General features: G+C 70.5%; 16 protein-coding genes. 7 read left to right on the forward strand and 9 right to left on the reverse strand.

The window, feature by feature from the left end:
- Nucleotides 1–4 precede the first annotated feature (4 nt).
- From ACYUED_RS17875 to ACYUED_RS17885, 3 genes are all read right to left on the reverse strand, one after another.
- Nucleotides 5–2,062, reverse strand: coding sequence for an aKG-HExxH-type peptide beta-hydroxylase (locus tag ACYUED_RS17875; protein ID WP_491294311.1), 2,058 nt, complete (start codon nucleotides 2,060–2,062; stop codon nucleotides 5–7).
- Nucleotides 2,063–2,171: 109 nt separating this feature from the next.
- On the reverse strand, nucleotides 2,172–2,372 hold the full coding sequence (locus ACYUED_RS17880) for a hypothetical protein (RefSeq protein ID WP_266516023.1): 201 nt from the start codon (nucleotides 2,370–2,372) through the stop codon (nucleotides 2,172–2,174).
- Between the two features lie 131 nt (nucleotides 2,373–2,503).
- Nucleotides 2,504–4,078, reverse strand: coding sequence for an MFS transporter (locus ACYUED_RS17885; protein WP_491293273.1), 1,575 nt, complete (start codon nucleotides 4,076–4,078; stop codon nucleotides 2,504–2,506).
- Between the two features lie 62 nt (nucleotides 4,079–4,140).
- Here ACYUED_RS17885 and ACYUED_RS17890 point away from each other — a divergent pair, with 62 nt between their 5' ends.
- The gene (locus tag ACYUED_RS17890) at nucleotides 4,141–5,106 is read left to right on the forward strand and encodes a helix-turn-helix transcriptional regulator (RefSeq protein ID WP_491293274.1); all 966 of its coding nucleotides are present in this window, start codon (nucleotides 4,141–4,143) and stop codon (nucleotides 5,104–5,106) included.
- A gap of 497 nt (nucleotides 5,107–5,603) precedes the next feature.
- Here ACYUED_RS17890 and ACYUED_RS17895 read toward each other — a convergent pair whose 3' ends face one another.
- Nucleotides 5,604–6,227 carry a TetR/AcrR family transcriptional regulator gene (locus ACYUED_RS17895; protein WP_491294313.1) on the reverse strand — a complete coding sequence of 208 codons (624 nt, stop codon included), beginning with the start codon at nucleotides 6,225–6,227 and terminating at the stop codon, nucleotides 5,604–5,606.
- A gap of 612 nt (nucleotides 6,228–6,839) precedes the next feature.
- A complete protein-coding gene (locus ACYUED_RS17900; protein WP_491293275.1) occupies nucleotides 6,840–7,838 on the reverse strand; it encodes a sigma-70 family RNA polymerase sigma factor in 999 nt (332 codons plus the stop codon).
- A 195-nt stretch (nucleotides 7,839–8,033) separates the two neighbouring features.
- Here ACYUED_RS17900 and ACYUED_RS17905 point away from each other — a divergent pair, with 195 nt between their 5' ends.
- The gene (locus ACYUED_RS17905) at nucleotides 8,034–8,552 is read left to right on the forward strand and encodes a GNAT family N-acetyltransferase (protein WP_491293276.1); all 519 of its coding nucleotides are present in this window, start codon (nucleotides 8,034–8,036) and stop codon (nucleotides 8,550–8,552) included.
- A gap of 65 nt (nucleotides 8,553–8,617) precedes the next feature.
- Here the strand turns inward: ACYUED_RS17905 and ACYUED_RS17910 are convergent, their stop codons facing one another.
- Complete coding sequence (locus ACYUED_RS17910) at nucleotides 8,618–9,409, reverse strand: dioxygenase family protein (protein ID WP_491293277.1); 792 nt, start codon at nucleotides 9,407–9,409, stop codon at nucleotides 8,618–8,620.
- Nucleotides 9,410–9,538: 129 nt separating this feature from the next.
- On the opposite strand from ACYUED_RS17910, the gene ACYUED_RS17915 reads away from it, so the two are divergent.
- On the forward strand, nucleotides 9,539–10,069 hold the full coding sequence (locus ACYUED_RS17915; protein WP_491293278.1) for a MarR family winged helix-turn-helix transcriptional regulator: 531 nt from the start codon (nucleotides 9,539–9,541) through the stop codon (nucleotides 10,067–10,069).
- A gap of 108 nt (nucleotides 10,070–10,177) precedes the next feature.
- Here ACYUED_RS17915 and ACYUED_RS17920 read toward each other — a convergent pair whose 3' ends face one another.
- Nucleotides 10,178–11,725, reverse strand: a complete 1,548-nt coding sequence (locus tag ACYUED_RS17920) for an MFS transporter (RefSeq protein WP_491293279.1) — start codon at nucleotides 11,723–11,725, stop codon at nucleotides 10,178–10,180.
- 111 nt (nucleotides 11,726–11,836) lie between these two features.
- Nucleotides 11,837–12,502 carry a TetR/AcrR family transcriptional regulator gene (locus ACYUED_RS17925; protein WP_491293280.1) on the reverse strand — a complete coding sequence of 222 codons (666 nt, stop codon included), beginning with the start codon at nucleotides 12,500–12,502 and terminating at the stop codon, nucleotides 11,837–11,839.
- Between the two features lie 283 nt (nucleotides 12,503–12,785).
- Here ACYUED_RS17925 and ACYUED_RS17930 point away from each other — a divergent pair, with 283 nt between their 5' ends.
- The 3 genes from ACYUED_RS17930 (at nucleotide 12,786) to ACYUED_RS17940 (ending at nucleotide 16,226) form a co-directional block, all read left to right on the forward strand.
- On the forward strand, nucleotides 12,786–14,063 hold the full coding sequence (locus ACYUED_RS17930) for a M6 family metalloprotease domain-containing protein (RefSeq protein ID WP_491293281.1): 1,278 nt from the start codon (nucleotides 12,786–12,788) through the stop codon (nucleotides 14,061–14,063).
- A 223-nt stretch (nucleotides 14,064–14,286) separates the two neighbouring features.
- The gene (locus ACYUED_RS17935) at nucleotides 14,287–15,957 is read left to right on the forward strand and encodes an IclR family transcriptional regulator domain-containing protein (protein WP_491293282.1); all 1,671 of its coding nucleotides are present in this window, start codon (nucleotides 14,287–14,289) and stop codon (nucleotides 15,955–15,957) included.
- Nucleotides 15,958–15,983: 26 nt separating this feature from the next.
- Nucleotides 15,984–16,226, forward strand: a complete 243-nt coding sequence (locus ACYUED_RS17940) for a hypothetical protein (RefSeq protein ID WP_491293283.1) — start codon at nucleotides 15,984–15,986, stop codon at nucleotides 16,224–16,226.
- Nucleotides 16,227–16,252: 26 nt separating this feature from the next.
- Here the strand turns inward: ACYUED_RS17940 and ACYUED_RS17945 are convergent, their stop codons facing one another.
- Nucleotides 16,253–17,746, reverse strand: a complete 1,494-nt coding sequence (locus ACYUED_RS17945) for an RICIN domain-containing protein (RefSeq protein WP_491293284.1) — start codon at nucleotides 17,744–17,746, stop codon at nucleotides 16,253–16,255.
- 312 nt (nucleotides 17,747–18,058) lie between these two features.
- Between ACYUED_RS17945 and ACYUED_RS17950 the strand changes: the two genes are divergently transcribed.
- Nucleotides 18,059–19,987 carry a glycoside hydrolase family 97 protein gene (locus ACYUED_RS17950; protein ID WP_491293285.1) on the forward strand — a complete coding sequence of 643 codons (1,929 nt, stop codon included), beginning with the start codon at nucleotides 18,059–18,061 and terminating at the stop codon, nucleotides 19,985–19,987.
- Nucleotides 19,988–20,472: the final 485 nt, after the last annotated feature.

Genomic DNA, 20,472 nt, shown 5'->3' on the forward strand with positions numbered 1-20,472 from the left:
GGCCCTACCGCACCGGCCAACGGGCCAGCCAGCGGGCCAGCGCCACCGGATCGGGCGGGGCGGACAGCAACCGGCTGACGGCCAGGGCCAGTTCGGGCTGCTCGGTGAGCACGGCACCGGCGGCCGACTCACCGCACTCGGACAGGGCCAGGCCGAGGCCCGCCCAGGCCGCGGGTCTCGCACGGCTGTCCGCGAGTTCGTCGACGTAGAGCTTGACCGCGGTCTCCGCGTCCCCGCCCACCAGCGCGAGTTCGGCGACCCCGACCCCGGGCACCAGCCGTGCGGGCTCCTCCTCCGCACGCAGCGCGTCGAACTCCTGCGGCGCGATGATGCTGAGCCGCGCGAGCAGGGCCAGCGCATCGAGCCGGCAGGCACCGGGGTCGGTACGAAGCCGGGGCCCGTGGTGCGCGTCACCGTCGACGGGGCGCGGCGGGAGCGCCGGTCGCGGGTCCGGTGAGTCTGCCTGCCCTCCGCCCTCCTCCCAGGCCCGCGCCAGGGCCTCCGCGTGCGAGGAGGGCGTGTGCAGGTGGTGGGCTCGCCAGGTGGCGCGGTGGTGGGTGGCGGCGAGGTGCGCGAGGTGGTGCTCGTGCGTTCCTGCCGGTTCCTCGTGCCAGGGTGCGGTCTGTTCGTCCAGGGCCTTGACCAGGTCGCGCCCCAGCGGCGTGAGCGCCGGATGGTCACGCAGGGTTTCGAGCACGGCCTGCACGGCGCTGCGCCACAACGCGAACTCGAAGCCCGCGAGCCCGTCCGCACCGCGCGTACGCCAGTAGTGCGCGACCCCCGAGAAGGCGTACGCCCCGTGCACAAGCCCCCCGAACGGGCGCGGATCGTCGCGCCACGGGGCATGGAAGAGCTCGCCGCACTCGTCGAAAAGAGGCGTGAGGAAGATGAGGCCGTTCAGGAGCGTGTGCCGGAACTCGTGGACCAGGGCCACGCCCAGTTGGGCCGGCAGCCACTCGGCGTCCTCGTCCGGCTCGGACAGCAGCACGCATCCGAAGGCATCGCTGGATGAGGCGGCCCGGGCCCGCAGTCGTTCCCCGCGCGGCAGCGGGACGACGGACAGGAGGCCGGCGGACAGGGCGCGCGCCGCGGCCGGGTGGCCGGTGGCGAGGACGGGCCACATCTCGTCGAACCAGCGTTGCCAGCAGGCGAACTGGGCGGGGCTGAGCCGCCCGGAGGTCTGCAGGCCGTGCACGGCCGGGTAAGGCCCGAGGTCGTCGAGCGTGAGGGTGAGGGTGAGCGCGGTACCGGCGTCGACGGAGCGGAGCCGGCGCAGTCCCTGCCAGCCGGGGCCGTCGGACTCGGGGTCCACGGGAAGCGTGACCGCCGCCGGCGCACCGCCCGTCTGCGCACCGTCCGACGCCACGCTCGCAAGCGCGCCGTCCGGCGTCACCGCCGCCCACGCACCGCCCACCGCCACGGCCGTCTGCACACCATCCGCCGTCACCGCCGCCCACGCACCGCCCACCGCCACGGCCCTCTGCGCGCCGTCCGGCGTCACCGCCGCCCGCGCACCGTCCACCGTCAGCGCCTCCGGCGTCACGGTCGCCACTCCGTCGCGTGCTTCCACCTCGGCCCAGCCCCATGCCTCGCCCCCGACGAGCGCCCGTCCGAGTCCCGGCAGGAACACCGCGCCCTGCCACACAGGCACCCGGACACGGAAGTCGGCACCCGCGACAAGGGAGACGGACGCGGCGAGGAGGCTCAGAAAACCGAGTTCGGCGTGCAGCGGCGGCTCATCGGGCGCCACGTCCCCGGCATCCGCCGCCACCCGGGACAACCGCCTGAACACACTCGCCGCCCACAGTCCCACCTGTGGGTCCAGCAGCGCCGTACGGAACCCCGCCGGTTGAAGTTTCTCGGCGTCCTCCAGCAGCCGCCACGCCTCTCGTACGCCGGCCTGCCCGGCCTCGGGAACATCGTCCGAGGCGTCCAGAACCGCTCGTAACAGAAGCAGCCGCCGGCTGACTTCGGCGTCGAGGAGTTCGGCCACGGCGTGCTCGTCCTCGGTGGTGGACAGCAGCGACCGCAGGGCGGAGTCGGAGAGGTGGTGATGGTGCATCGGCACGACGTTTCCTCGTTCACGGCGGGAGAGACGTGCGGTGCACCCTAATCGCTACCCGGGAGTCCGGGCACGGCGTGTGCGGACCGGGGATCCGGAAGACGGGCCCTCAGCTGCCGGAGCTGCCCGCGACGGTGCTGAGCGGCCGGTTGACGCGAAGCCTGAGGTGCTCGACGGACGGCTCCAGGGCCGTGCTGTCGAGGGCGGCGATCTCGCCCAAGGACAGCAGGGACAGGGCGGGAAGCCAGTTGGACTGAGCCGCTTGCGGCGCCGCCGCCTCGGGTGAGGAGGCCTGTTCCCTCGTTGCCATGACGTCCGCCGCTTCCGGGGTTCCAAGAGGTGCACGGGACTGCTCGCGCCCGCGCGGGAGCAGGATTCAGCACGCAGATTACAGGGTGCCCGCCGCCCGCACATCGCGGGAGGCGGGCGGAGCTTGCCCGGTCACCCGACCAGCTCGGGAACACCCTCGGACGCCGGCTCGCGCGCGGGTCCGCCGGCGGTCCGCTCGGCGTCCGCGCCGTGGTCCGCCTCCAGCTGCGCGCCCCCCTCGGCATGCTGCACGGCACGCCTCGGCAACGCGAACATCAGCAGGAAGATGACACCCATCACGCCCGCGACCCAACCCAGCGCGTGCTGGAAGGCGTTCGCGAACGCCGGCCCCACCTGAGCCCGGGTCAACCGGTCGCCGATCTCACCGAAGAACACCACCGAGACGAGCCCCAGCCCCAGCGCGTTGCCCATCTGCTGCACGGTGTTGATGAGCCCCGAGGCCGACCCGGCGTGCTCGCGCGGCACGTCCGACAGCACCGCGTCCGTCAGCGGAGCGACGATCAGGCCCATGCCCACGCCCATCACGACCAGCGGCAGCGCCATCTGCCAGGACGCGATCGCCATGCCGTAGCGGTCGGACTCCCAGATGTAGAGCAGGACGCCGACGGCCATGAGCAGTGCACCCGCCTGGAGCACCCGGCGGCCGAAGCGCGGCACCAGCTGCTGCACGGACAGGCCGGCAGCCGTGGAGACGGCGATCGAGAACGGTACGCCGGTCAGCCCCGCCCGCAGCGGGCTCCAGCCAAGGCCGGTCTGCATGTACAGCGTCCACACCAGGAAGAACACGCCGAGCGCGACCCCGAAGACGGTCTGTACGGCGATCCCGGCCGCGAAGCTCTTCACACGGAACAGCGACAGCTCCACCAGCGGGGAACCGTCCCGCACCGCCTTGCGCTTCTCGTACGCCACCAGCGCCGCGAAGACGACGAGCGCGCCGGCCATCGACAGGTGGCCCCACAGCGGCCAGCCCAGCTCACGGCCGCGGGTCAGGGGGTAGAGCAGCATCGTCAGGCCGAGCGTGACGAGGACGACCCCGACCAGGTCGAGCTTCAGCGCCCGCGGGGCCTTCGACTCGGTGATGAAGCGGCTGCCGAGGATCAGTCCCGCGATGCCGACGGGGAGGTTGATGAGGAAGATGGGCCGCCACTCCAGGCCCCACAGGTTCCACTCCGTCAGCAGCGCACCGAGCAGCGGGCCGGAGACGGCTCCCAGCCCCACGATCGCGCCGAACAGGCCGAACACCTTCCCGCGCTCGTGCGCCGGGAACGTGGCGTGCACGATCGACAGGACCTGCGGCACCATCATCGCCGCCATCGCGCCCTGCAGAATGCGGGAGGCGACCAGCATCTCCGGGTTCGCGGCGAAGCCGCACAGCGCCGACGCGGCGGTGAAGCCGCCGATGCCGATGAGGAACAGCCGCTTGCGGCCGTGGATGTCGCCGAGCCGTCCACCGGTGATCAGACCGGCGGCGAAGGCGAGGGCGTAACCGGCCGTGATCCACTGGATCTGGCTGACGGACGCACCGGCGTCGTGCTGGATCGACGGGATCGCGATGTTGACGATCGTGACGTCGACGAGGTCCATGAAGGCCGCGGTCATCACGATCGCGAGAGCGAACCAGCGGCGGCGGTCCGCCACGGGGGCCGTACCGGCCGTACTCGGAACTGGTGTTTCTGTGGAGGTCATGTCTTGAAGCTACGGCCCCACTAGGTCAGATCGTGTCCTAGTTGTGCGGCATCCTCGAACTCATGACGACGGACACCCCGGCCCGGCTGCTCCAGCTCCTCTCTCTCCTCCAGACGCCCCGCGAATGGCCCGGCGGTGAGCTCGCCGACCGGCTCGGGGTGTCCCGGCGCACGGTGCGGCGCGATGTCGACCGGCTGCGTGAGATCGGCTATCCCGTGCAGGCCACGATGGGCGCGGACGGCGGATACCGGCTGGTCGCGGGCAAGGCGATGCCGCCGCTCGTGCTCGACGACGAGGAGGCGGTGGCGATCGCCATCGGGCTGCGGGCGGGGGCCGGACACGCGCTCGAAGGCGTGGACGAGGCGTCCGTGCGGGCCCTCGCCAAGCTGGAACAGGTCCTGCCCGCCCGGCTGCGCCACCACGTCTCCACACTGCAGGCCGCGACCACGCCGCTGACCATCGGGGACGGGGCGAGCATCGCGCCCGAGACGCTGACCGTCATGGCGTCCACGGTGGCGGGGCGGGAACGGCTGCGGTTCGCCTACCGCGCCGGTGACGGGACCGAGTCACGGCGCCTGACGGAGCCCTACCGGCTCGTCTCGACCGGGCGTCGCTGGTATCTCGTCGCGTACGACCTCGATCGCGCCGACTGGCGGACCTTCCGCGTCGACCGGGTGCGCGAGCCCCTCGCGACCGGCGCCCGGTTCGCCCCCCGGGAACTGCCGACGGGCAGTGCGGCGGAGTATCTGCGGCGTTCGATGCAGCGGCACCAGGAGTCGTACGACTTCGAGGTCACCTTCGCCGCCTCCGCGGAGGCCGTCGCGGCGCGGGCCCCGTCGTGGCTGGGCACACCGGAGCCACTCGACGAGGATTCCTGCCGACTGCGCGGACGAACCGGAGACGCGGTGGACTGGCTGGCAGCCCGCCTCGCCCTCCTGGGCATCGACTTCACGGTGCACGAGCCGAGGGAACTGGTGCACTCCGTACGGGAGTTGGGCGGGCGGTTGTCGCGAGCGGCGGGAGGGTGACGCGTTCTCCGGCGCCGGGGCGCCAGCCCGTCAAGGGCCACGCCGTCAGGCGCCACGCCGTCAGTCCCTCAAGGCACCACGCGTCGCCAACCCGCCAGGCCTGTAGACGTCAAGGCCGTCAGGCATCAGCCCGCCGGCCCGCGAGGCCGTCAGCCCGGCCAGGCGTCAGCCCACCACGCCCCACTGCGCCGGCGCCGGCGCCGAGTGCCATCCCCCACAAGATCCGTCCACGGAAAGTCCCGCAGGGCCCCAGCCCGCCGCGCCGCCGCGCCGCCGCGCCATCAGCGCATCAAGGCCGCCAGGCCATCCGCGCGCCAGCCCGTCAGGACCGCCAGCCCGTCAGCCCGTCAGCGCCTCAGCGCCTCAGCGCCTCAGTCCGTCAGGACGCCAGGGCACCACGGCGTCACGGCGTCACGGCGTCACGGCGTCACGGCGTCACGGCGTCACGGCGTCACGGCGTCAGGGGCCACCGGGCCCCGCCACGCCGGCGCCGACCGCTATGCCCCCACAAGGTCCGTCCAAGGAAAGTCCCGTAGCGCTTCCAGGTTGTGGAGCGCCAGTGCGGCCGGGCCTCGGGGGCCGCTTGCCGGTGCTGTGCCGGCTGCCCAGCTCTCGACCGCCACGCGTACTGCTGCGCCGGCGACGGCTGCGGCGAAGCGTCGTGTGGAGGAGTGACCGGGGCTTGCTGCCGCGTCCTTGCCAACGTTGTCGGAGCCGCCGGCCTCGCCCCGTCCTGCCAGTACGTCCGCCAGCCTCCCCTCCGACGTGTGGCACACCTCCGCCCACACCTTGCCCAGCGCGGGGCTGGTGTCGGTCAGGCGGATCAGGGTGCGGACCAGTTCCCAGGAGGCCGCGGAGACTCCCTGGCCGGGCGTCAGCGTGTGGCGCGCGGCGTGTTCCAGGGCCTGCGGGAGGGACAGCTCGGCGGGGGCCGCGGCCACCGCTTCGGTCCAGCGCTGGGCGCCCGCGGCGTAGAGGGGCGCGACGGCCTCCTCCTTCGACGCGAAATAGCGGTAGAAGGTGCGCGGGGCCACTCCGGCGGCCTGGGCGATGTCCTCGGCGCGGGTGGCGCGAAGTCCCTGTTTCACGAACAGTCCCGCGGCCGCGCGGGCGATGTCCATGCGGGTTGCGGCCTTGCGTCGCTCGGTGAGGGAGACCTGCGCCGCCCGGGGGGAAGTACGGGGGTTCGATGCGGGGGTGGGGCTGCTCACACCGGCAGGCTATGCCCATGTGGCACAATCTGCCATCCGGCGGGCCACCCCGGGGTTCAGGTACGGGGTGCCCCGCCCATCAGCATGCCCGCGCAAAGAGAGCCGGGCCCCGGCACCCGGGGGGAAGGGCGCCGAAGCCCGGCTCAGGGAAAGTCCCGGCGCCGGGGGGGTGTGCGTCGGGACTTGGTTCAGGGGGCCGAACCGGGGGCCTGGACGGGACGGCATAGGACGGCGTGGGACGGGGAGTGGCACAGGGCCCGAACTCCTGTGCCCTGAAGTCTTGTTCCCTCGGCTCCGACAGTTGAAGCGGCGTTACATCGCCATGTTTGCGCGGTCTTTCGCCACCCGGCGTGCGCGGCACCGGGCGTCGCACGCCGCCCGGCGCCGGCCGAGCACCGTACGCGCCCCGTCACCACTCTTGGGCTCACCGCTCCCGGGCCGGCCGCCGTCGCCCTCGGCGGCGCTCCCGATGCCGGTCCTCGCCCCTCGGACTCCCGTCGCCCCTCGGATCCCGGTCGTCCGTCAGGCCGCCGCCTCGAAGCCCGTGGACCGGGCCAGCTTCTTCAGCTCCAGCAGGGCGTGCTTCTCGATCTGGCGGATGCGCTCACGGGTCAGGCCGTGTTCCTTGCCGACCTCCGTCAGGGTGCGCTCGCGGCCGTCGTCGATGCCGTAGCGCATCTTGATGATGGAGGCCGTGCGCGGGTCGAGGCGGCCGATGAGGTGGTCGAGCTCCTCGCTGCGCAGCAGGGTCAGGACGGACTGCTCGGGGGAGACCGCCGAGGTGTCCTCCAGGAGGTCGCCGAACTGGGTCTCGCCCTCGTCGTCCACGGCCATGTTCAGGGAGACCGGGTCGCGGGCCCAGTCCAGGACGTCGATCACGCGGTCCGGCTTCGTGTCGAGCTCCGCGGCGATCTCCGCGGGCTCCGGGTCGCGGCCGTGCTCGCGGTTGAACTCGCGCTGCACACGGCGGATCCGGCCCAGCTCCTCCACCAGGTGGACGGGCAGGCGGATGGTGCGCGACTGGTCCGCTATCGAGCGGGTGATCGCCTGACGGATCCACCAGGTCGCGTACGTCGAGAACTTGAAGCCCTTGGCGTAGTCGAACTTCTCGACCGCGCGCACCAGTCCGGCGTTGCCCTCCTGGATCAGGTCGAGGAGGGGGAGGCCGCTGCGCGGGTAACGCCGGGCCACGGCCACGACCAGGCGGAGGTTGGAGCGGATGAAGACGTCCTTCGCCCGCTCGCCGTCGTCGACCAGGGCCTGAAGCTCCTCGCGGGAGGCCTCGGCCTTGGACTCCTCGTCTCCGTCGAGGACCTGTCGCGCGAACACACCCGCCTCGATGATCTGTGACAGCTCGACCTCCTTGGCAGCATCGAGCAGCGGCGTGCGCGCGATCTCGTCGAGGTACATGCCGACCAGGTCACGGTCGGCGATCTCGCCGGCGTGAGCGCGAACACTGCTTGCCGCGTCGGCCGTCTCGCCGGTGGCGGACTTACGACGGGCGACGGCACGGGTTGCCATGCGTGCTCCCTTGCGATGGTGGGCTGGCGGGTCATCTTTCAGAGGCCGGGCACTCGTGGACGAGTACCACCGAGCACCTTGGTCGGATGCCCTGCTTCCGAAGGAAACAACGACTGGAATCCGGACAGAATTCCCAACCCGCCCCCCGATTTTTCTGATCTTGCAGTACCCTGTCCGGCCAATGGAGGAGGCCTGATGCCGTCGAGACGTACAGAGGTGCAGGTGAGGCCGGGAGTCGAGGGGGACCTCGACGCTCTCACCGACATCTACAACCACTATGTACGTGAGACGCCCATCACATTCGATACCGCCGTCTTCACTCCGGAAGAGCGCCGCCCTTGGCTGCTCTCCCACCCTGAAGACGGCCCGCACCGCCTGATGGTTGCCGCAGAGGCGGACACACAGGAAATTCTGGGTTACGCCACATCCAGCCCTTATCGCGCCAAGCGCGCCTACGACACCTCGGTCGAGGTGACGGTGTACGTCGCCCCGAGCGCGGGCCGGCGCGGCATCGGCACACTGCTGTACAAGGCGCTCTTCGAGGCCCTGGCGGACGAGGACCTGCACCGCGCCTACGCGGGCATCGCCCAGCCCAACGAGGCGTCCACGCGGCTGCACGAACGCTTCGGGTTCCGGTACGTCGGCACCTATCTGGAAGTGGGCCGCAAGTTCGGGCGGTACTGGGACGTGGCCTGGTACGAGAAGGACCTCTAGCCCCTTCCAGCCCCCGGCACCCGGTCTCTGGTCTCCGTCAGCCGTGAACCGTCATCGGGCTGCCGTCAGCCGAACTGCACGGACCTCTTGGCCATGCCCATCCAGAAGCCGTCGATCACGGACTTCTGCGCATCCAGCTCGCCGGTCACCTCCGCCGCACCCATGGTCACGAACAGCGGGGCGAAGTGCTCGGTGCGCGGGTGGGCGTAGCGGCCGGCCGGGGCCTTGTGGAGGAAGTCGAGCAGGCCGTCCCAGTCCCGCGCCTCCAGCGCCTTCCTGCCCCAGTCGTCGAACTCCGACGACCAGCTGGGCACTCCCGCGCCGGTGTGCCGCAGCGCGGCCAGGTTGTGGGTGAAGAACCCGGATCCGACGATCAGCACGCCCTCGTCGCGCAGCGGCGCCAGCTTGCGGCCGATGTCCATCAGCCTCACCGGGTCGAGGGTCGGCATGGAGATCTGCAGGACCGGGATGTCGGCGGCCGGGAACATCTCGACGAGCGGGACGTAGGCGCCGTGGTCGAGGCCGCGGTCCGGGATGTCCTGCACGGGGATGCCGGGGGCGCGCAGCAGCTTCCGTACGGACTCCGCGAGTTCGGGAGCGCCCGGCGCCTCGTAGGTCACCTGGTAGTAGTGCTCGGGGAAGCCCCAGAAGTCGTAGACGAGCGGGATCGTGTCGACCGCGCCCAGCGCGAGGGGGGCTTCCTCCCAGTGGGCGGAGACCATGAGGATCGCCTTGGGGCGGGGCAGACCCGCGGACCAGGCGGCGAGTTCGCCGGGCCAGATCGGGTCGTCCGCGAGCGGTGGGGCGCCATGGCTGAGATAGAGGGCGGGCATGCGCTCCCGGGTGGCGGCGGACATGACGGCGGCTCCCTTCGGAGAGCAGGTGCTTGCAAGTCGCTTCAAGTTGCTTTAACTCTAAAACGTCTGTCGAGCAAAAGCGTACGCCCCATTTGTTTAAGTTTCAAGGAGAGCGCGTACAGTGGATGCATGAACACGGCATCCACATCCGCGCCCGGCCGGGAGGCCGCCGCCGGGGAAACGCGCTGGCTCAGCGATGACGAGCAGCGCGTCTGGCGCTCCTACCTGCACGCCACCACGCTCCTGGAGGACCACCTCGACCGCCAGCTCCAGCGGGACGTGGGCATGCCGCACGTCTACTACGGGCTGCTGGTCGGTCTCGCCGAGGCCCCGCGGCAGCGGCTGCGGATGACCGAGCTGGCGATGAAGTCGAAGATCACCCGATCCCGCCTCTCGCACGCCATAGCGCGTCTGGAGAAGAACGGCTGGGTGCGCCGCGAGGACTGCCCCTCCGACAAGCGGGGCCAGTTCGCGGTGCTGACCGATGCCGGCGCCGAGGTGCTTGCCCGGACCGCGCCGGGCCATGTGACCGCGGTGCGGCAGGCCCTGTTCGAGCGGCTGACGCCGCAACAGCGGGAGTCCCTCGGCGAGATCATGAAGATCGTCGCCGAGGGACTCCAGCCGAACGAAGCGGGTGCGGACCTGCCCTGGCTCCGCTGAGCCGCTCACTCAGGGGAGCCAGGGCACAGGCCCCGGGTCGTACGTGGGAGGCGTCCCCTTCCTCCCACGTACGGATGGTTCCGAAGGGGTATGACCGGGCGGTCGCCGTCAGTGGGCGACGACCGGGACGGCCAGCTCCTCACCGGCGTCCTCGCCGGAGGACGAGCCGGACACGACCGAGGTGTCCGGACGGCCGGCGTTGACGAGGGTCACGACGATCACCGCGGCCAGCGCCAGCATGCCCACCGCGAACCAGATCGCGTTGGTGTAGCCGTGCACCTGACCCTGCAGCTGGACCAGCTGCGCCTGCGACTTGGAGGTCGCGCCGGCGATGTGGTCCTTGATGTACGCGGTCGTCGCGGAGGCGGCGATCGTGTTCAGCAGGGCGGTGCCGATCGCGCCGCCCACCTGCTGCGAGGTGTTGACCATCGCGGAGGCGACACCGGCGTCCCGGGGCTCGACGCCCAGGGTGGCCAGGGACATGGCCGGCATGAACGCCGTACCCATGCCGAGGCCGAGCAGCACCATCGCCGGCAGGATGATCGAGGCGTACGACGAGCCGATCTCCAGCTGGGTCATCAGGAGCATGCCGACCGCCGCGACCAGGAAGCCGGGGCCCATCAGCGCCCGGGCCGGAACGCGGGTCATCAGACGCGTGCCGATCTGGGTCGAGCCGATCATCATGCCGACGATCATCGGCAGGAAGGCGAAGCCGGTCTTGATCGGCGAGAAGCCCTTCACGACCTGCAGGTAGTAGGTCAGGAAGAGGAACGTGCCGAACATCGCGATGATCGCGATACCGAGCGAGAGGTAGATGCCGCCGCGGTTGCGGTCGGTGACGACGCGCAGCGGCAGCAGCGGCGCCTTCACCTTGGTCTCTGTGACGACGAACGCGATCAGCAGGACAGCCGACGCGACGAACAGGGAGATGGTCGTGGTGTCGCCCCAGCCGTCGGACTCGGCGCGGGTGAAGCCGTAGACCAGCGAGACCAGGCCGAGGGTGGACAGGAGCACGCCCGGGATGTCGAGCGGGTTGCGGTTGCGGCCGCCCTCCGGCTCACGGATGACGAAGTACGCACCCAGCGCGGCCACGATGGCGAACGGGATGTTGACGAAGAACGTCCAGCGCCAGTCCAGGTACTCGGTGAGCACACCGCCGAGGATGAAGCCGACGGCGCCGCCGCCACCGGCGATCGCACCGTAGATACCGAACGCCTTGGCGCGCTCCTTGGCGTCCGTGAACATCACGGCGAGCAGGGAGAGCGCGGCGGGCGCGAGCAGCGCACCGAAGGCGCCCTGCAGGGCACGGGCGCCGAACATCATGGCGCCGGTCGTGGCCGCTCCGCCGAGCGCGGAGGCGGCGGCGAAGCCGGTCAGGCCGATGACGAAGGCACGCTTGCGGCCCCACAGGTCGGCGATCCGGCCGCCGAACAGGAGGAGTCCGCCGAACGCGAGGGCGTAGGCCGTGACGACCCACTGCCGGTTGCCGTCGGAGATGCCCAGGTCGGTCTGGGCGGACGGCAGAGCGATGTTCACGATGGTCGCGTCGAGCACGACCATCAGCTGGGCGAGCGCTATGAAGACGAGCGCTTTCCAGCGGTTGGCGTCGCCGCTCTTCTCGACGGCGCCTGGAGCCTTTGCGGCTGTTTCAGACATGGGTCTACCCACTTCGGGACTTCGTGACGGAAAAAAGGTGTTGGTACGGGGACGGCTCACCCAGGGGGACGGCCGGTAAGTCGTAGGAGTTGACTGGCTTGGAGCGCTGAACTAATCGGTGCAGGACCGGCGCAGATCCTCGACGGTCACGGCCGTGCCCGGCAGGACCGACGGGGCCGGTGCCCGCAGTCCGTCCAGGAACAGCTGCAGATGCCGGTGTACGAAGCGGTCGTTGACGACGCAGTCGGTGCCGGCCGGGGGCCGGCTGAGCTGGGCCACGACGATCATCAGGTCGCCGACGCCGACGTCGGGGCGGAGTTGGCCGGCCTGCTTGGCGCGGTCCATCAGCTCCGTCACGAGCTCCTCGACGCGCTCGCGCGCCGCTTCCAGGTCGGGGTGGTTCTGGTCGAAGGTGGTCTGGATCATCGGGCACAGCGCACTGATCCGCTCGTCGGCGGAGGTGTGCACGAATCGTTCGAGCGCCTCGAAGGCGTCCCCGGTCTCGGCGAGCGCGAGCTCGGCCGCCTCGGACGTCCGGTCCATGACGGAGCAGACGACCTCGCGGACGAGTGCGTCGCGGTCGGGGAAGTTGCGGTACACCGTGGCGTTGCCCACGCCGGCCCGGCGGGCGATCTCGTCGAGCGGCACATCGGGGCCGAACTCGGTGAACATCTCCCGGGCGGCGGTGACGATCCGCTCCCGGTTGCGCAGGGCGTCGGCGCGCGGCCGGGCCACCTTGCGCTGCACGGGGTCCGGCGCGGTCGTCGTGGCGTTCACGGCGTACTCCTCGTAAATCAGCGGGTTCCGCGATCCGGGGAGGGAGTCCCCGTTTCGCTCGGACGCCTGGTTAAACGGGGAAACGATCCCCGGTTATTTCCCGGACTCGAAGAACTTTCGTGTGACCTGAGTCACACCATGCCGTCGGCCTCTCCTCTGGCTCGCTCCGCCCGAGAAACCCACGTTCGGGCCCATCCAGCGCGCGCCCGCGCAGCCCCCGAACCAGGGTGATCGAAAGGGCGCAGCCCAACGACCGGCGGCTGCCACGACGAAGGGCCCGTGCATGCAGCTCAGCCGTCGGATACGCCCACGCCGCACGGCCGCCCTCGTCTTCGTCACCGCCCTGGTCCTCGCGGTCGGCACCTCGGCCGGAAGCGGCCATCCGACGGTACGTTCCACCGTGGCCGGAGCGGGACCGATCGCACCGGCCCGCACCGCCGCCCTCAACCCCTGCATGATCAGGGGCGGCCATGCCATCCAGTTGTCGGAGGGCGTCCCGACCAGCACCGGCTACTCCCGTTCCACGGGCACCGTCCACGCGCTGACCCTGATGGTCGACTTCTCCGACGCGCCCGGCCCCGGCAACGCGCTCGACCGCTTCCACGAGTTCTTCCCCAGGACCCAGCAGTGGTTCCGCACCTCCTCCTACGGCCGCCTGGACTACCGCCCCGAGACCCCGATCCCGCACTGGCTGCGCATGCCGAAATCGTTCAAGGCGTACGCCATAGAGCGCGGCGCCCCCTTCGACGCCGGCTACCGCGACCTCGTCCAGGACATCGTGAGCGCCGCCGACCCCGAGGTGGACTTCCGCGACTACGACTTCCTGAACGTGCTGATGACGCCGAACGCCGGGCCGTCCGCCCTGGACACGGTCCTGTCGGTGACCTTCGCCGGAAACCCGGACGCCCCGGTCGCCGACGGCGTCCCCGTCGCCAACGCGTCCTTCGTCTACTCCCGCCAGGACGACGGCTCCGGCTCCTACGACCGCACCGGCTACCGGGTGCTGCCGCACGAGAACGGCCATGTCTTCGGCCTGCCCGACCTCTACACCCAGGAGGGCGGCGGCGCGGTCGGGCACTGGGACATCATGAGCGAGGACTGGGGGGCCAACAACGACCTGCTCGGCTGGCACAAGTGGAAGCTCGGCTGGCTGGACGCGTCCCAGGTCAGCTGTGCGTCGGCGCACGGCTCCACGGAGTACACGCTGACGCCGCTGGAGCGCGCAGGCGGTCCGAAGATGGTCTTCGTCCCGCTCAGCGACCGGACCGGGTACGCCGTCGAGGTGCGCATCCGCGCGGGCAACGACGAGGCCGTGTGCCGGCCGGGGGTCCTGGTCTACAAGGTCGACGCGGACGTGGACACCGGCATGGGACCGGTGACGGTGTACGACTCCCGGCGCGACAGCGGGGGCTGCACCCGCAGCCCCAACGTCCACGCGGAACTCTCCGACGCCCCCTTCACGGCGGGCGAGGTCTTCAAGGACCCCAAGAAGGGGATCAGGATCGCGGTGACGGGCGCCAACTCCACCGGAAGCCACCGGGTACTGGTGACCCGCGGGTGAGCAGGCCGGAGTGAAGGGTAGGCCCGCGCACTACGGTAAGCGTGCCCCGACCGCCGTACCGGAGATCCGACACCCGCCAAACCCACGCGAACAGGATCACCGTGACGGGCGCCGACACCACCGGAAGCCACCGGGTACTCGTGACCCGCGGGCGAGCAGGCCGAAGTGAAGGTAGGCCCGCGCATTACGGTAAGCGTGCCCCGACCGCCGTACCGGAGATCCGATGCCCGCGAAGCCCACGACGGCCCCCGACGCCGCGCCTGCCGCCGTACCGGCCGAGGCGGTCACGCCCCTCATCCGTGGGGTCGCCGTGCTGCGACGGCTGACCGAGGCGGGCGGGACGCTGAGCCCGAGCGGGCTGGAACGGGCCACGGGCCTCGCCCGCTCCACGGTCGACCGGATCACCGCCACCCTCGCCCGCATGGGATACGTCCGCCTGGACGGCCGTGACGTGCTGCTGGCCCCCCGTCTGATGGAGCTGGGCAACGCCTACCTCTCCGCGCTGCGCCTGCCCGCGCTGCTGGACGCGCGCGCCGACGCCCTCGCCGACGAGCTGGACGAATCCGTGTCCCTGGCGGTCGCCGACCGTGACGGCATCCGCTTCATCCACCAGGCCACCCGCCGCCGCGCGATGTCCCTGAGCTTCCGCATCGGCGACCTGCTGCCGGCCGAACGCACCGCGCCCGGCTCGCTGTTCGCGACCGAGTGGACCAAGGAGGAGTGGAGGGCGTGGCGGGAGCGCAGGGCGGCGGACCCGCAGGCGACGGCCTTTCCGTCCGTACCGCCTCCCCAACACCCCGAAGGGGAAGAGGAGTTCGAGCGCCGGGCCGCCGGATCGGCCGCGGACGGCTGGGCGTTGGACGACCAGCTGATCGAACCGGGGCTGGTGGCCGTGTCGGTGCCGGTACGGGATCCGCGTACCGGCCGGATCGCCTGCGCGGTGAGCGTGGTGAGCCACACCAGCCGGCACACGGCGACAGGCCTGCGCGACAGCCTGCTCCCCCGGCTGCGGGCGGCGGTGCGGGCGATGGAGGGCGACCTGCGCGAGGTGCCGCCCGCGGAGCCGGCCGCCGCACCCTCCGGGCTTGCGACCTGGACCGGCGCGTCCAAGCAGGAACTCGGCAGGGAGTTCGTCGAGTCCCTGGCACGCGGCCTGACCGTACTGACCGCCTTCGGGGAGGGACGCGCCGAACCGACCCTCACGGAGGTGGCGAAGGCGACGGGACTGGCACGGGCGACGGCACGCAGGGCACTGATCACCTACGAGCACCTCGGGCTGGTACGGGCCCGGGAACGCACCTTCGAGCTGACGCCACGCGTCCTGGAGCTGGGCTTCCCGCCCCTGTCCCGTATCTCCCTGCCCGAGATCGCCGCCCCGCACATGGCCGAACTGGCCCACCGGGTCCACGAGTCGACCTCACTGTCCGTCCTGTCGGGGGACGAGATCCAGTACACGGCGCGGGTCGCCACCAGCCGCGTCATGAGCGTGAACATCACGGTGGGCACGCGACTGCCGGCATACGCGACCTCGATGGGCCGCGTCCTCCTGGCGGACCTGCCACCGGCGGCCCGCCGACTGCCGCTGCCCCTCCAACCCCTCACCCCGCACACCCTCACCGACCCGCAGACTCTCACCCGCCTCCTCCACGACGTACACGCCAAGGGCCACGCCCTGGTCGACGAGGAACTGGAGGAGGGCCTGCGCTCGATCGCGGTCCCGGTCCACGACCGCACCGGCCGCGCGGTCGCCGCCCTGAACGTCGCCATGCACGCGGCCCGCCACACGGCCGAGGAGTGCGAGCGCGACATCCTGCCCCACCTGCGAGCCACGGCCGACCGCATCGAGGCGGACCTGCGGGTGGCGGGCCGCTTCACGCGGGTGGGGGTGTCCTGAGCGGGCCGGGCCTTGAGCTGCCGGTGGTGACGGGATGGATCCGGCCGCGTGACGGCGGCTTCGCTCTTGGGGCCGAGGTGGGCGGTCGGTTCGTCGGGCAGCAGCACGGGGGCGTCTTCGACGAACGCGCGGGCCAGGGCGATCCGCCGGGGCCGGCCGGCGGGGAGACCGGCCCCGGGTTCACCGAGCGCAGTGGCGTATCCGTCCGGCAGCTCCTCGACGGACAGGTCGGCAAAGGCGGCGCGGGGCGCCGCCCGTACCTCGCGTGATCCGCGTCAGTTGTCCTGGCGCACCGTCAGGAAACGCTCCACTGCTGGCTGGTCGCACCGGTGCCGGTTTCCTGGTCCACCATCGCACCCTGGGTGGTCGAGGCGCCCCCGACACCGATGTGCAGGTCGCTGCCCACCCCGGCGAGCATGTAGGTGTGGCCGGTGTAGCTGCCGACGAGGTCGAGGAACCACTGCTGGTTGGTCCCGCCGTTACAGGTCCACTGCTGCAACTGGACGCCGGTGGCGGTGGAACGGCTCGGTACGTCCAGGCACAGGCCGCTCTTCACGTTCTTCAGCGTGTAGACGTTGTCCGCCAGCTTCGTCAGGGTCCACTGCTGGTTGGCGCCGCCGTTGGACGGCCACTGGATGATCTTGGCGCCGTTCGCCGTGGAACCGCTCGCCGCATCCATCAGCATCGAGCTGTTGACGTTCTTCAGGGTGTGGACGCCCTCAGCGGGGATCCCGCTGCCGGCCGTCCAGGTTCCCGCCGCGGTGTCGAGTGACCAGGTGGGGTACTGGCCGAGGTTCACTGACGTGCCCCGGATGGTCAGCGGCAGCCAGATCAGCTTCGAGGTGCCCAGGTTGGAGGGGTCCCAGCGGTCGCCCGCGTAGATGTAGGTGGTGCCGGAGGTGCCTTGGACGGTGATGACGTTCGCCGTCTGGCTGCCGTAGGTGCTGGTGCCGGGGGCGGCGAAGTTCTTGAACCCCGACCAGGGGCCGCTCAGAGAGGTGGCGGTGGCGTAGATGTTGTCGTTGAGCCTCCAGCCCGTCAGGCGGGAGCCGAAGACGTAGTAGGTGCCGTCCTTCTTGATCATGGCGGGCGCCTCGACACTGCCGCCGCTGCCGCCGCTGCCGAGCACCGCCACCGCGCTGTCCACGGACAGGTAGTCGGCGGACAGTTTGTCGATGCGCAGGCCGTTGTTGCGGTCCTCGCTCAGCAGGTAGCCGGTGCCGTCGGTGTCCTGGAACAGGCCGAGGTCACGGCTGACGTTGCCCAGCGGCCGGAAGCTTCCCCGGTAGGTGTAGGGGCCGCACGGGGTACTGCTGGTCGCCACGCCGACCTTGGCCTCGGAGTAGTCCCTGCTGTCGATGTGCATGTACATCACGTACGTGCTGGTCGACTTGTTGTAGATGACCTTGGGCCGCTCCACGACACGGCTGGGGCCGAGGTCCCCGCTGCTCTGCCGGCTCAGGGCCTGGCCCCGGTAGGTCCAGTCGGAGAGATTGGTGGAGGTGTAGCAGGGGATGTCCTGGAAGGACGTGTCCGACGAGGCCTCGCCGGTCTTGTCCTCGCCGAAGCCGTACCAGGTGTCTCCCACCTTGATGATGCCGAGGCCGTGCAGCTGAAGGGTGTTGCCGTTCTGGTCGGTGCGTGCGGCACCCGTGGTGAACGACGCCGTGTCCGCGTGCGCCGCGGCCGCCGGAAGCAGTAGCGCCGCAAGGCCTCCCAGCAGGGTCAGGAACGCGGCGGTTCCGCGCCACCATCGGCCGGCGGCGGGCCGGGGAACTCCCTTGAACATGCGCGTCCCTCTTTTCCGAATCTTGACGATCTCTTGTTGTCAGCGAGGACCAATGAGAGTCGTGGGGAGTTGGCGGCGTCAAGAAGCGCGTTCGAGTTTGTTTAATCTTGACTGGCTCTGGACGCCCCCAGCGAGACTCGCCAGGGTCGTAGGTCGCCCGGACTGTCCGGGATTTCGGACATGTGAGGGGCGGGCGCGAGGGGTTGACCGTGGGTCGAGGGGGGCGTAGAAACTTCGCGACAGTCAGAATCTGTTACTTGCTGGTTGAGTTTGTTGGAACCCGTATCCAATCGAGGTGGACCGACAGTGGACATGTCAGGGCGTCAGGAACCTTCCCGTCGCAGGGTGCTCAAGGGCGCGGCTGTCGCCGCGGCAACGGCCGCGCTGGGCATCGGCAGCACATATCCGGCCGAGGCCTCAGACACCTCGGTCACCGCGACGTCGCTCGACGGCACCACCAGCATCACCATGTCGCTGAAGGGCGGCTCGCTCCAGTGGTCGGCCCGGCGTAAGGGCGCGACAGTCGTGGCCGATTCGGCCATGGGCCTGCGCCTGAACGACGGAACCACCCTCGGCACCGACGTCGTGCTGACGAACTATCAGCACTGGCACGTCGACACCACCTGGAACCCGTTGTACGGGCGCAACGCCACCGTCTCCGATGCCTACCAGGAGATGCGCTGGAACCTCCGGGACAACCGCACCTCCATCAACTTCGCCGTCCAGATCCGGGCCTACGCGACCGGCGTCGCGTTCCGTTACGTCCTGCTGGACTCGGGCACCGCCGACATCGCCGGCGAACTGACGACGTTCGTCTTCCCGGACGGCACACTCGTCTACAGCGCGCGGGACGAGGACGCCTACAACCCGGTCGCGCCCGGCTCCATCCCGTCCACCGGAAGCTCCTCCACGGACACCGGTCCGCTGACCGACCTCCCCCTCACCGCGACCTACAGCGGCGGCGGGCTCATCGCCTGCGTCTGCGAGTCGGCCCGCTCCAACTACCCGCGTACGATGCTCAGTTCGGTCTCCGGACAGCCCAACACCCTCGCGGCGTACCTGATGCGCCACACAGCGCGCGGCTCCGGACCGGTCCAGACGACCTTCACCGTCCCGACGCCGTTCGCCACGTCCTGGCGCGCCGTGGTGATCGGCTCCACCCACGCCGAACTGGTCGACAACGCGGAGCTGGTACTCAACCTGGCCCCGGCCGGCGCCGTCGCCGACACATCGTGGATCAAGCCGGGCAAGGTCTTCCGGTGCAATCTGACCACCGCGGACGGGCTGGCCGGCGTCGACTTCGCCGCCGCCCGCGGCCTGCAGTACATCGAGTACGACTCGGGGTGGTACGGCCCGGAGCACACCTCGACCGACGCCACGCACCCGATCTCCGCCATCGACCTGCCCAAGGTCATCTCCTACGCCGCCGGCAAGGGAATCGGCGTCTTCCTCTACGTCAACCCCATGGCCATACCCAACTCGGACAGCCTGTTCGCCCTGTACCGGAGCTGGGGCGTGGCGGGCATCAAGCTGGGTTTCATCAACGACGGCACACAGGCGATGACGAACCAGGCCATCGCCTGGGCCAGGACGGCGGCCCAGCACAAGCTGCTGCTCGACACGCACGACGACGTGCGGCCGTTCGGCTACGAGCGGACCTACCCCAACTGGATCAGCATGGAGGGCGTGCGGGGCAACGAGCACTTCCCGACCGCCACCCACAACGTCACCCTGCCCTTCGCCCGCAACGTCGGCGGGCCGATGGACTACACCATCTGCTACGGCCAGTCCCGCGACCGGACGACCAACGCCCACCAGATGGCCATGGCCGCCGTGTACTACCAGCCCCTGAACTTCCTGTACTGGTACAGCTCCCCCTCGCAGTACTCCAACACCGCCAACTGGCCCGGGCTGCCCTGGCTCGACGGCATCCCCACCGTCTGGGACCAGAGCCGGACCCTCGCCGGTTCGATCGGCGAGTACATCGCCGTCGCCCGGCGCAGCGGCACCACCTGGTACCTGGGGGCGATGACCAACGAGACCGCCCGGACCCTCTCGATCCCGCTGTCCTTCCTCGGCAGCGGCACCTACACCGCGACGATCTACGCCGACGGAACGCCGGGAAGCAGCCCGTACCAGACCCCCGTCGCAGTGAGCACACAGACTGTGACCTCGTCGTCCACGCTCCGCGTCGCGATGGCCTCTGCGGGCGGCCAGGCAGTCGTCCTGAGCCATCAATGAGGGGTCGTAGCCCGGGATTTCGCCGGATCGGGGCTGGTCCGCGTCGGCTTCCGCCCCCTTCACGCCCTACGGCACCCGGCACGACGCCCTCGGGCGAAGGACGGCGACCGGCCATCGACCGCGCCGAGTCCAAGGCCGAGAACGTCTCAACGGCAAGCATCTGCTGACCAGTTCCGATCGCACCTGCCCGCCGAGGAGATCGACGTCGACCACAAGGCCCCGAAATGAGTACTACTCATTTCGGGGAGTGGTTTCACTGGACAGGCTGGGCGGATGCGGTCGTTGGTCGATCGACACGAATAACCGCCCTGCCACCTGCGGCTTTTCTTCACCACAGGTGGTGCGTGCGGCGCCGAGCCCCATGCGCCTACATGTCACCTGTGTTGCTCCAGTGAAAAATAAGCATGTCTATCGTCTTGACTGGGGCGCCTGCTTGCACTGATAAATGCAACTTAAAAGTAGCCCGGGGGGGGTTGGCGAAAGGG

It is taken from the genome of Streptomyces sp. DF42, from assembly GCF_058267695.1.

What these genes read in the sequence shown, in the direction of transcription:
- ACYUED_RS17930 (WP_491293281.1), top strand. Translation starts at nt 12,786, where the DNA reads ATGCAGCTCAGCCGTCGGATACGCCCACGCCGCACGGCCGCCCTCGTC.
- ACYUED_RS17915 (WP_491293278.1), top strand. Translation starts at nt 9,539, where the DNA reads ATGAACACGGCATCCACATCCGCGCCCGGCCGGGAGGCCGCCGCCGGG.
- ACYUED_RS17900 (WP_491293275.1), bottom strand. Translation starts at nt 7,838, where the DNA reads ATGGCAACCCGTGCCGTCGCCCGTCGTAAGTCCGCCACCGGCGAGACG.
- ACYUED_RS17890 (WP_491293274.1), top strand. Translation starts at nt 4,141, where the DNA reads ATGACGACGGACACCCCGGCCCGGCTGCTCCAGCTCCTCTCTCTCCTC.
- ACYUED_RS17945 (WP_491293284.1), bottom strand. Translation starts at nt 17,746, where the DNA reads ATGTTCAAGGGAGTTCCCCGGCCCGCCGCCGGCCGATGGTGGCGCGGA.
- ACYUED_RS17895 (WP_491294313.1), bottom strand. Translation starts at nt 6,227, where the DNA reads ATGGACATCGCCCGCGCGGCCGCGGGACTGTTCGTGAAACAGGGACTT.
- ACYUED_RS17885 (WP_491293273.1), bottom strand. Translation starts at nt 4,078, where the DNA reads ATGACCTCCACAGAAACACCAGTTCCGAGTACGGCCGGTACGGCCCCC.
- ACYUED_RS17950 (WP_491293285.1), top strand. Translation starts at nt 18,059, where the DNA reads ATGTCAGGGCGTCAGGAACCTTCCCGTCGCAGGGTGCTCAAGGGCGCG.
- ACYUED_RS17935 (WP_491293282.1), top strand. Translation starts at nt 14,287, where the DNA reads ATGCCCGCGAAGCCCACGACGGCCCCCGACGCCGCGCCTGCCGCCGTA.
- ACYUED_RS17880 (WP_266516023.1), bottom strand. Translation starts at nt 2,372, where the DNA reads ATGGCAACGAGGGAACAGGCCTCCTCACCCGAGGCGGCGGCGCCGCAA.
- ACYUED_RS17875 (WP_491294311.1), bottom strand. Translation starts at nt 2,062, where the DNA reads ATGCACCATCACCACCTCTCCGACTCCGCCCTGCGGTCGCTGCTGTCC.
- ACYUED_RS17920 (WP_491293279.1), bottom strand. Translation starts at nt 11,725, where the DNA reads ATGTCTGAAACAGCCGCAAAGGCTCCAGGCGCCGTCGAGAAGAGCGGC.
- ACYUED_RS17905 (WP_491293276.1), top strand. Translation starts at nt 8,034, where the DNA reads ATGCCGTCGAGACGTACAGAGGTGCAGGTGAGGCCGGGAGTCGAGGGG.
- ACYUED_RS17910 (WP_491293277.1), bottom strand. Translation starts at nt 9,409, where the DNA reads ATGTCCGCCGCCACCCGGGAGCGCATGCCCGCCCTCTATCTCAGCCAT.